The organism is Hydrotalea sp. (assembly GCA_030054115.1).
Classification (GTDB): domain Bacteria; phylum Pseudomonadota; class Alphaproteobacteria; order JASGCL01; family JASGCL01; genus JASGCL01.
Map to the genome: position 1 here is coordinate 7,405 of JASGCL010000002.1, position 9,806 is coordinate 17,210.

Annotated in this window: 9 protein-coding genes and 1 tRNA gene; 5 read left to right on the forward strand and 5 right to left on the reverse strand. The window is 48.5% G+C overall.

All coding sequences use genetic code 11. From position 1 onward, the window contains the following. Positions 1-230: 230 nt before the first annotated feature. Positions 231-1,154: a class I SAM-dependent methyltransferase gene (locus QM529_00780; protein MDI9313202.1), complete on the reverse strand. Its 924-nt coding sequence runs from the start codon at positions 1,152-1,154 to the stop codon at positions 231-233. A gap of 191 nt (positions 1,155-1,345) precedes the next feature. Beyond that, the gene (locus QM529_00785; GenBank protein MDI9313203.1) at positions 1,346-2,005 is read right to left on the reverse strand and encodes a glutathione S-transferase family protein; all 660 of its coding nucleotides are present in this window, start codon (positions 2,003-2,005) and stop codon (positions 1,346-1,348) included. Positions 2,006-2,231: 226 nt separating this feature from the next. Between QM529_00785 and QM529_00790 the strand changes: the two genes are divergently transcribed. The 4 genes from QM529_00790 to QM529_00805 all read left to right on the forward strand — a co-directional run bounded on the left by QM529_00790 (position 2,232) and on the right by QM529_00805 (position 5,107). Further along, positions 2,232-3,374, forward strand: a complete 1,143-nt coding sequence (locus QM529_00790) for a nicotinate-nucleotide--dimethylbenzimidazole phosphoribosyltransferase (protein ID MDI9313204.1) — start codon at positions 2,232-2,234, stop codon at positions 3,372-3,374. A 71-nt stretch (positions 3,375-3,445) separates the two neighbouring features. Further along, positions 3,446-3,781 carry a ferredoxin family protein gene (locus tag QM529_00795; protein MDI9313205.1) on the forward strand — a complete coding sequence of 112 codons (336 nt, stop codon included), beginning with the start codon at positions 3,446-3,448 and terminating at the stop codon, positions 3,779-3,781. 208 nt (positions 3,782-3,989) lie between these two features. Further along, positions 3,990-4,065: transfer RNA gene (locus QM529_00800), tRNA-Thr, on the forward strand. A gap of 355 nt (positions 4,066-4,420) precedes the next feature. Further along, complete coding sequence (locus QM529_00805) at positions 4,421-5,107, forward strand: hypothetical protein (protein ID MDI9313206.1); 687 nt, start codon at positions 4,421-4,423, stop codon at positions 5,105-5,107. A 52-nt stretch (positions 5,108-5,159) separates the two neighbouring features. On the opposite strand, the gene QM529_00810 is transcribed toward QM529_00805, so the two are convergent. From QM529_00810 to QM529_00820, 3 genes are all read right to left on the reverse strand, one after another. Then, positions 5,160-5,963 carry an enoyl-CoA hydratase/isomerase family protein gene (locus QM529_00810; protein MDI9313207.1) on the reverse strand — a complete coding sequence of 268 codons (804 nt, stop codon included), beginning with the start codon at positions 5,961-5,963 and terminating at the stop codon, positions 5,160-5,162. Then, positions 5,923-6,864 carry a bifunctional DNA-formamidopyrimidine glycosylase/DNA-(apurinic or apyrimidinic site) lyase gene (mutM, locus tag QM529_00815; protein ID MDI9313208.1) on the reverse strand — a complete coding sequence of 314 codons (942 nt, stop codon included), beginning with the start codon at positions 6,862-6,864 and terminating at the stop codon, positions 5,923-5,925. Before mutM ends, QM529_00810 begins: the two co-directional genes overlap by 41 nt. 94 nt (positions 6,865-6,958) lie before the next feature. After that, positions 6,959-7,969 carry a ParB/RepB/Spo0J family partition protein gene (locus tag QM529_00820; GenBank protein MDI9313209.1) on the reverse strand — a complete coding sequence of 337 codons (1,011 nt, stop codon included), beginning with the start codon at positions 7,967-7,969 and terminating at the stop codon, positions 6,959-6,961. Positions 7,970-8,180: 211 nt separating this feature from the next. Here QM529_00820 and leuA point away from each other — a divergent pair. Further along, positions 8,181-9,806, forward strand: a 1,626-nt coding sequence (gene leuA / locus QM529_00825; GenBank protein MDI9313210.1) for a 2-isopropylmalate synthase, incomplete at its 3' end; no start/stop codon positions are given.

Genomic DNA, 9,806 nt, shown 5'->3' on the forward strand with positions numbered 1-9,806 from the left:
TTATCTGTCTGGCCGTAAGCCAGGCAAGTCGCCAGGTCGGTATCTTTTGGCAATACCGAGGATTTGCGTGGCACCAACAAAACATCGTCAAAGGTCAGGGCCAGCGATAGTGATAAATCGGGCGTTTTATCCTTCTGTTCCATCTTATGTCTTTATAAGGCTTTGTGGCGTTTGTCAATCCGCCACGCGCCCGACATCACCCACCATGACGCCGCATCATTGGCCAGCAATTATATTTTTTGGCACAAAAAACTATAATAAAGCATTTTGCCCGATGCAAAATTTCTATAATGTTGACTGCCCTTCAGGCCGGCAAATTCATAAAAATCTTTTAACAATTTTTTGTCGACTTTTTTATCTATCATCGCTTTTTTCCTATCGTTATCGGCATCCAACGCGGCCAATACATTGGGCGTCAAATTGGTGGTTTCAATAATTTTTAAACCCGACGCCTTGATGGATTCTTGCAACAATTGCAATTCTGGCGGCGGCAAAAATGTCGCGCAAAAGAAATGCCCATTTTTTGTTAAGACCCGTCTGACCTCAGCCAAAAATTTTTCAACATCGCCATAACCCTGCACCGATTCGATATTGATAACGGCGTCAAAACTGGCGTCAAGAAAAAACAATTTTTCAGCATCGCCGGTGTAAAATGATAAGTTGCCAATATTTTTATATTTGTTACGGCAAAATCGAATGGCCTGTTTGGCAATATCAATCGCGGTAATTTTTTTTGGTTTAAAATAACGCGCCAAAAACGACGCGCCGCCGCCACGGCCACAGCCAATCTCCAACAGAAATTTATTACGCAAATCAACTTTTTTCGCTATCAAGCGATACATTTCGATACAATATCTATCGGCGACATCTTGTTTTTGTAACGGAAATAGTTTTTCGCGCCTATTTGGCCCATAGCCATAATTCATAAAAACCCAATCGTCATCGCGATAACGCCAGGCCAAGAAATTATAAAGTAGCTTGTCTCTAAATTTTTTTAACCATACACGCTTCACCCAACGGCCAAAGGCGTTGTTATCAGAAATAAAATTATCAACCTTAACTAAAAAAGGTATTTTTTTACTTGTTTTTGTGGTGGTGGTAGTGGTGTTGATGATTGTGCTCGCGCCCATGTTTTTACCCATGGTTTTACCCATGTCAGACGCATTTGTCCCTATGATTGTCCCCATTGTGTTTGTTCGGGTTGTCCCCCGCCCTTCTTATTGCATGCTAGGGCTTTTTCATTCGCTTTGCAAGGGTATTTTTGTTTTTATGACGGGTTTTTATTGGCTGATTATTGCACAACCCCACCAATTTACTGCCAATTTACGCCAACCCCCTGCACAATCTATTGCACCAGGCCTAATAACTCATGTTTTTCCCACGTTTTCTGTGATTTGGGGCGGGTAAAGATCCTTTTGCAAAATTCCTTTATCAATGGTTTTTTCTTGGCAAATGTTGCCCAATCGGGGTGCCAGGCAAATAACATCGCGGCATATAAATCAAATGGCGAGCAATCCTCGCCCAAAAAATAGGGTTGATTGCCCAATTGACTGCTGGCAAAATCAAACAATCTATCAAGCTCGCGCAGGCTGTTGGTGCGCAATTCGCCCTGCGCCGTGGGGGATGAAACATAACGATTAGAATAGGCATAAAAAAGATGGTGGTAATAAACGCCGCTAGCGAAAAACACCATCCACCGCATATAGGCATTGCGCGTTGGGTCGTCCGCGCTGGGGATATAAAGCCCATGACTAACCATTTTGTTGCGACCAAACCGGTCGGCGATGGCGACCATCATGGCGGCCGATTCGGCCATGGTCGTGCCATCGTCGCATTCGATATAGGGCACCTGGCCCATCGGGTTAATACCAAGGAACGCCGGGTCAAGGCGGTAGGAGCCATCATTGCTGACCGGCACCTCAACATATTCGTGGGGCACCTCCAGCTCGTGGAACAGAGCCTCCACCGCGGCAACGCCAGTTCCAATGCGACCATACAACTTCATAGTGACAAATTATAAACATATAAAAAAACTTGTCAAGCAAAACATCAACCAATAATTGATTGTCATGCTTAATAATCGATTGAGGTAATAAGCGCGTTACATTACATATGGCGCGACATGACATGATTCATTTGATAAGCCCGCCCTTATTTGCTAGCCCAATATTGGCCAGCCCCACCAAGCGGGCGCGGGGATGAAGTTGCAAACCCGCCACGAAAGAAAAATAATGACCAATAAGCCAAACAACAACCTAAAGACCCTAGCCGATTGGCGTGGTTTATTAACCACCATTGAGCATGCAATGCAGGGTTTTTCCGCCAAGCAAGCGGCGGCGGCAATGGCTTGCGCGGCGCGCGAAAACGCCCTGACCAAACCTGCCGGGTCGCTCGGCCGGTTGGAGGATTTAAGCCAATGGTTTTACAAAACGCGCGGTGTTTATGACAATATATCGTCCGAAAAATTGCTAAGCACCATATTGGTATTTGCCGGTAACCATGGTGTGGCGGTTGATGGCGGGGTGTCGGCCTTTCCGCCGATTGTCACCGCGATGATGGTAAAAAACTTTAACGATGGCGGTGCCGCCATTAACCAGATGGCGCGTTGGACCAACGCCAAATTAAATGTCATCAGCATGAATGATTTGCAACCAACCAACAATTTTGCCACCATGACCGAACCGACGCCGGCGATGACGGAAGAAAAATTTTGCCAGGCATTAAAAACTGGTTTTGACGCGGTTGATAAAAACACACACCTGGTGGTGTTGGGTGAAATGGGGATTGGCAATTCAACTGCCGCCAGCGCAATTTGCCATTGTTTATATGGTGGCGATGTCGCCCATTGGGTCGGGCGCGGCACCGGCATCAACGACGAAACCCTGGCCCACAAACAATCGGCCGTTGCCCAGGGCGTGGCGCAATATCAAAAACTCTTCGCCGGTAAAAAGGGCCTCGAGACATTGCAATTTTTTGGCGGGTTTGAAATGGCCGGTATCATGGGTGCCATCATCGCCGGTCTTTACCACCATATACCAATTATATTGGATAGTTATGTCACGGTCGCAACCTTTGCCTGCTTGACGTCCTGTTTCAACGATAGCACCCATGTCTTGGCCGGGGTGATGACGCCCCATTGCCCGCAGGGTTGGCATGATAAAGCCGCGGAGAAAAACACGGCTTACCAAGATGCCTATCACGGCCACGCGATGTTGTTAAAACAATTGGGTAAGGAGCCGCTGGTTGATTTGGGGTTGCGGCTGGGCGAGGGCACTGGCGGCGTGGTCGCGTTACAGATATTACGCGGCGCGTTGCAATGCCACCACGGCATGGCCACCTTCGCCGACGCTGGGGTAGCGGAAAAAACAAATTAACCACCAAAATAATTATGCGGCAACTTGATTACAAGACAAAAAAATTGTAAAGCAACCTTAGAGACGAGACCATGACCTACATCGTTAACGAAAATTGTATCAAATGCCTTTACCAAGATTGTGTTGAGGTTTGTCCGGTGGATTGTTTCTACATGGGTGAAAACATGCTGGTTATCAGCCCCGATGAATGTATCGATTGCGGGGTGTGCGAACCCGAATGCCCGGCCGATGCCATTTTGCCCGACACAGTGAAGGAGGCCGAGGCTTGGCTCGACCTTAACAAACAATACGCAAAAGTTTGGCCCAACATATTAAAAAAAGGTGACGTGCCGGCCGACGCCGACAAGTGGAAGGGCGTGGGCGACAAATTAAAAAATCACTTCAGTGAAAAACCCGGCAAGCCATAAATGGTTGCGATGGTTGGGGGCATTATTATTTCTTGGGCGCGCCTTGCGGATTCAAAATTCTATGCCGTTTGTTAATGGTGTGCCGTGCCGTGGTAGCTTAAGGTGGCTAGAGCCAAGCCATTCGTTGCGCCTGCGGTCGGGGTTATTCTCGGCTTTATAAAAAATCCTAGCTTTCAAAATTCTATGCCGTTTGTTAATGGTGTGCCGTGCCGTGGTAGCTCAGTTGGTAGAGCAACGCATTCGTAATGCGTGGGTCGGGGGTTCAATTCCCTTCCACGGCACCAGCCACCTTGTATTCCAAAATCAGCTATTCGTAATGCGTGGGACATGTTGGTCGGGCAAGCTGGTTCAATTCCCTTCCACGGCACCAGCAATTCCATTCCACGGCACCAACTTGCCGCCAGCCCTAGAGAATAAAAAAACCCATCAACCTAAAATATATTTCTTGTATTTATTTGTCTTTGTTTGCCTATGTTTTTTATTATTATTAGTTGTTTAAAATACATAAAATCACAAAAACAACTAAAAAATGATTGACGATTTAAACGAAGCGTAGTATAGAGCATCTATAACCATTGGGGTTGACATTCTGTCAGTCTGGTGGTCATTTTTTTATTACATGGAAAGGGGACATTAACCATGAAAAAACTATTATTAACAACTGCCATATCACTGGCCATTTTATCCAGTGCGAAGGCAGAAACTAGCTTGGGGTTAAACCTAAGCCTTGCGCCTAGCTTCGGCGTCTTTAGTCAAAAAAACGCTAGCGGGATTATTGACACCTTGGTGCTTGGTGGGGTTGATACCTCCATCGGTTACCGATACAACAACCTGTTTGTTGATTTGGGGGTCAATGCCTTGTTTGGTAAGGGCTTGCCCGAAAAAATTAATTTTGAAACCGATGCTAACGTGTCAAAAATCGCTATCTACACGCGGCTTGGCTATCGTATCAAGGCGGCAAAAAAATTCTCGATGATACCCAGCTTCTTGTTGGGTGTGGCGTTTGATAATGAAGTTGTAACCGCCAAAGAACCTTTCGATGGCTATGGTTATGATTTGCCAATCAATGGTTATGTCGTCACCAAATACATCGATACCGTGGTGGGCGGGGGGTTTGAATTTTCTTACGATTTTTCTGATTCCTTGGCCTTTTCGTTGGATAACAAATTCATGGCCTACATCAAGCCAAGCACTGGTGATCAACGTATTTATGATGCCGACGGCAACGAAATAAAAATTGATGACGTGACGGGGAAATTTTCCTCAACGCTTCAACATGACCCGTTTGTTTACGCGGTTAGTTTCAAAGTTGGTTATACCTTCTAAAAAAAAATTTTCAGCATGTAAAAAGGGGCGTTGGCGACAACGCCCCTTTTTTTTATTTCTTTTGCAAGAATTTTTCCATCGCGGTTTTTTGCTCATCGCTATCAAACAAATTGTAAAATCGTTGCCGTTCGTTTTTGATAGCCTGGGCCAAGGGTAATTCCAACGCGTCGCGCAACGACGCCTTGATGGATTGCAACGCCGACCGCGAATACTGTGCCATGGTGGTGGCGATTTTTTCAACCGCCGGCATTATCGCATCGTCAGCAAAAACCCTTGCCACCAAACCCCATGCCATGGCTTGCTCGCCCGAAAATCGCTCGCCGGTTAAAATATGATAACGCGCCATTTGCGATGGTATAAGGCGCGACAGCCGCGCCGTGCCGCCCGCCCCGGGCATAACCGCCAATGTAATTTCGGGCAGGGCCAATTTTGCATCGGGCGTGGCGATAATTATATCGGCCATCATCGCCAATTCTAAACCGCCGCCAAAGGCAAAACCATGCACCGCGGCGATGGTCGGTTTGGTGCATTGCGCCAAGGCTTCCCAATTTTTGGTAATAAATTGTTCGGTTTGTAAATCCTTGGCCGATTTTTTTGCCATTTCGTCAATCGCCGCACCGGCGCAAAACCCGCGCCCCGCGCCATGCACCACCACCACCCGCACCGCATCGTTTTTATCGGCGTCAATAATCGCCGCCTGCAACGTCGTCATCATGCTGTCGGATAAGGCATTTAATTTTTCAGGTCGATTGAGCGTCAGGGTCAGAACGCCCTTATCTATTTTTTGTAAAACCTCGGTCATGTTTTTATCATAGCTATTTTTGATGCTGGGGGCAATAATATGTTGTGCGGCCATTCTGGACAAATTTTTTTATCACCGCCTTTGCCGGGCGCGCCTTGGCCGAGCTGTTTTTATTGGCCGCGCATTGCGCACATGGTTTGCCCGCCATGCCATAGGCGCGCCATTCGCTGGCGAAATAACCCAACTCACCATCGATATTTTGAAAATCGGAAAAGCTCGACCCGCCCTTTTCAATTGCGGTTTTAAGCACCACGGTTATGGCGGCGAGCAATTTTTCGGCCTCGGGTTTTTTTACCTTACGGCAATTTTTTTTCGGCGACAGGCCAGCCAGCCACAAAATTTCTGCGGCGTAAATATTGCCGATGCCGACAATAATTTTTTGATTCAATAAAAACGATTTTAGCGACAGGTTATATTGTTGCAACGCACCCCACAGGTAATCAAGCGTCGCCACCATGGGTTCAACCCCAAGGGTGCGCAACGACGGGTGATGCGGCAAATCATCGGTCGCCACGTCGGACAAAAAGCCAAAACGTCGCGGGTCGTAAAATGCCACCAGCGCATTATCCAGCAATATCAAAACATGCAAATGCTTGGCGCGCATGTGGTGTTTTAATTTTTTTTCGTCGCTGAGCAAATGGGTCAGCAAGCCAAATTCCTCATCATTATGGCGCACAAAACGAAAAAAACCGCTCATCCCCAAATGGCACAGCAACACCCGCCCATCATCATGGCCGTTGATAACAATATATTTGGCGCGGCGCGTTACCTGGCGAATTTTTTGCCCGCGCCAATTTTTTTGCAATGATTTTTCTTGCGCGGCATCATTATTTTCGCCGTCGGCAAGCGCGCGGCGCATTTTTTTGCCCGACCAAAATATATCTTTTATTTCTTGGCCGATAAGTCGCGCCGCCAAGCCCGCGCGGACCGTTTCAACCTCTGGCAATTCGGGCATGAATTATTTCTTCGATTTAGATAATTGTTTTTTTCTCGTTCTAACATCTTCAGGGTTTTTCCCGGCGTCGGGAAAAACCTCCAAAAAATTATTTCTATTTCTTCGTCAGCAATTGAATGATTTTTTGCAATTGGCCGCCGTCCTTAAATTCTATCGTCATGCTCCCCGATTTTGAACCGCCCTTGGTTTTAATCATTACCCGCAACCCCAAAATTTTTGTTAAGCGATTTTCAATGTCGCCTAGATTGGGGTCGCGGCCGGTGGCAGATTTGCCATTATCTTTGCCGCTGGCGGTTTGTTCGCTGTTGCCCTTCCAATGTTTTACTTCCTGTTCCAACCGGCGCACCGACCATTGTTCGGCCATGACCTGCCGCGCCAGGCCTTCCGCATTATCAACCCCCACCAAGTTACGGCCATGGGCGGCCGACAATTGGCCAATTTTTATCAATTCCTTAACCTCGCGCGGCAATGCCAATAAACGCAAATCGTTGGTCAGGGCCGACCGACTGCGCCCCAAAATTTTTGACAGCGATTCATGGCTGTGATTAAATTCGTCAATCAATCGTTGGAAGGCCTCGGCCGTTTCGATGGCGTTTAAATCATCGCGGTGCAGGTTTTCAATCAGCGATAATTCCAGGGTTTGCGCATTGTCCAAATCCTTAACAATCACCGGCACCAGATGCAGGCCGGCCAATTGCGCCGCGCGCCAGCGGCGTTCACCCGCCACCAATTCGTAGGCCTCCGCGTTATTGGGGTGCGGCCGCACCAACAGCGGTTGTATCACGCCGCGCAATTTTAATGATTCGACCAGCTCTTGCAATTTATCGCTATTAAAATTTTTGCGCGGTTGTTTGGGATTGGGGGTAATCGACGCCACCGCCACCTCGCGGTATTTGCGGTTATCGGCCGCGCCACCCGCCGCCATGCTGGCCACCATGTTGTTGCGTAAGCCATCGTTGCCTTGGTTGCCGCTCGCCGGTTGTTGATTGGGGATTGGCACCTCGCGCTCCATCTCCCCCAATAATGCCGAAAGGCCACGCCCCAACACCTGCTTGCGCGCGGGTAGGGCCGGGGTTGTTGTGGCGGGTGATTTTGGGTCTTTCATGGCTGTCTTAATTTGTCGCTTTTTTAATTTTTGTGCCTATGGTTATTGGCTATAACCGATTCGGCGGTCAAAAGGCAAAAAAAATGATGGCCACCATCGGGGGATGCCTGTCACACCCACATCATCTTGGCTCAGGGTTTGGATTTCTTCGGTTGAAACGGCGGCCACAATCCCTTATATAATCCCTATATAATTATACCCTATTTTTACCATGGCTCAACAACCCAAACACGGCCGCGCCATGCCTGTTCATAAATACCAGGCAACGCCGCCGATAGATTTAAAAAATCGGCAATGGCCCGACAAGCAAATTACCAAATCGCCCATTTGGTGTTCGGTCGATTTGCGCGATGGCAACCAGGCATTGGTCGAACCGATGGGTATCGAACGCAAAACCCGCCTGTTTAAAAAACTTTGCGCGATTGGTTATAAAGAAATCGAAATCGGCTTCCCCTCGGCCAGCCAACCAGATTTTGATTTTGCGCGGCATTTAATCGACAACGACCTTATCCCCGATGATGTCTGGCCCCAGGTGTTGGTGCAATGCCGCGACCATTTGATTGAAAAAACCTTTGCCGCGCTAAAGGGCTACCCACGGGCGATCATTCATTTTTACAATTCGACATCGACCCTGCAACGGCGCGTCGTCTTCAACGCCGATAAAAAAGCCGTCAAGGACATTGCCTGCCACGGGGCGCGGCTTATCATGGCGGCGGCGGAAAAAATTGTCGGCACCGATTTGCGTTTTGAATATTCACCCGAGAGCTTCACCCAAACCGAATTGGATTATGCCTTGGAGGTGTGCGAGGCGGTGCAGGATATCGTCAAGCCAACCAAGGAAAAACCGATTATTTTTAACCTGCCGGCGACGGTGGAAATCGCCACCCCCAACCATTACGCCGATATGATAGAATGGATGCACAGCCATTTTACAAGGCGCGACGCGGTTGTCTTATCGCTCCACCCCCACAACGACCGCGGCACCGGCATTGCCGCCACCGAATTGGGATTGATGGCGGGGGCGGACAGGGTTGAGGGCACGTTGTTCGGCAATGGCGAGCGCACTGGCAATGTCGATTTGGTAACCCTCGGGCTTAATTTGGTCAGCCAGGGGGTCGACGCCGGTATTGATTTTTCTGATATTCGCGATTTGGTGGCGGTGGCCGAATTTTGTAATCGCATGCCGGTGGCCGACCGCCACCCCTATGCCGGCGCGTTGGTCTTCACCGCCTTTTCCGGGTCGCACCAAGACGCCATCAACAAGGGGTTAAAGGCAATGAAGGATAGCAACAGCCCGCAATGGCAGGTGCCATATTTGCCGATTGACCCGGCCGATATTGGCGCAAGTTATGAGGCGGTGATTAGAATCAACAGCCAATCGGGCAAGGGCGGGGTGGCGTTCGTGTTGGAAACCGACCATGGGATAAAATTACCGCGCCGCCTGCAGATAGAATTTTCAAACGTGGTGCAAAAATTATCAGAAAAAAAAGAGGACATGGATTTGGGCGAGGTGTCGTCGCGAGAAATCCATGATTGTTTTTATGAAACCTACCTCAATGATAAAAATGGTGTTTATCAATGGCGGCATTTTACCATCACCGAAAAAAGCAGTGATGGCGTGATGGTTTGCGAATTTGCCCTGACCAAACAGGGCAAGGACATTGTATTAACCGGCAAGGGCGAAACGATGTTGCAGGCTTTCCTGCCCGCCATCAACCGCGACAGCGGCCTGTCGTTGGACATTATCGATTACAGCGAACATGCGCTGGGCGCGGGCCAGGGGGCGACCGCCATTACCTACATGGAATGTCGCAATAACAATGGCACCAACAACGGC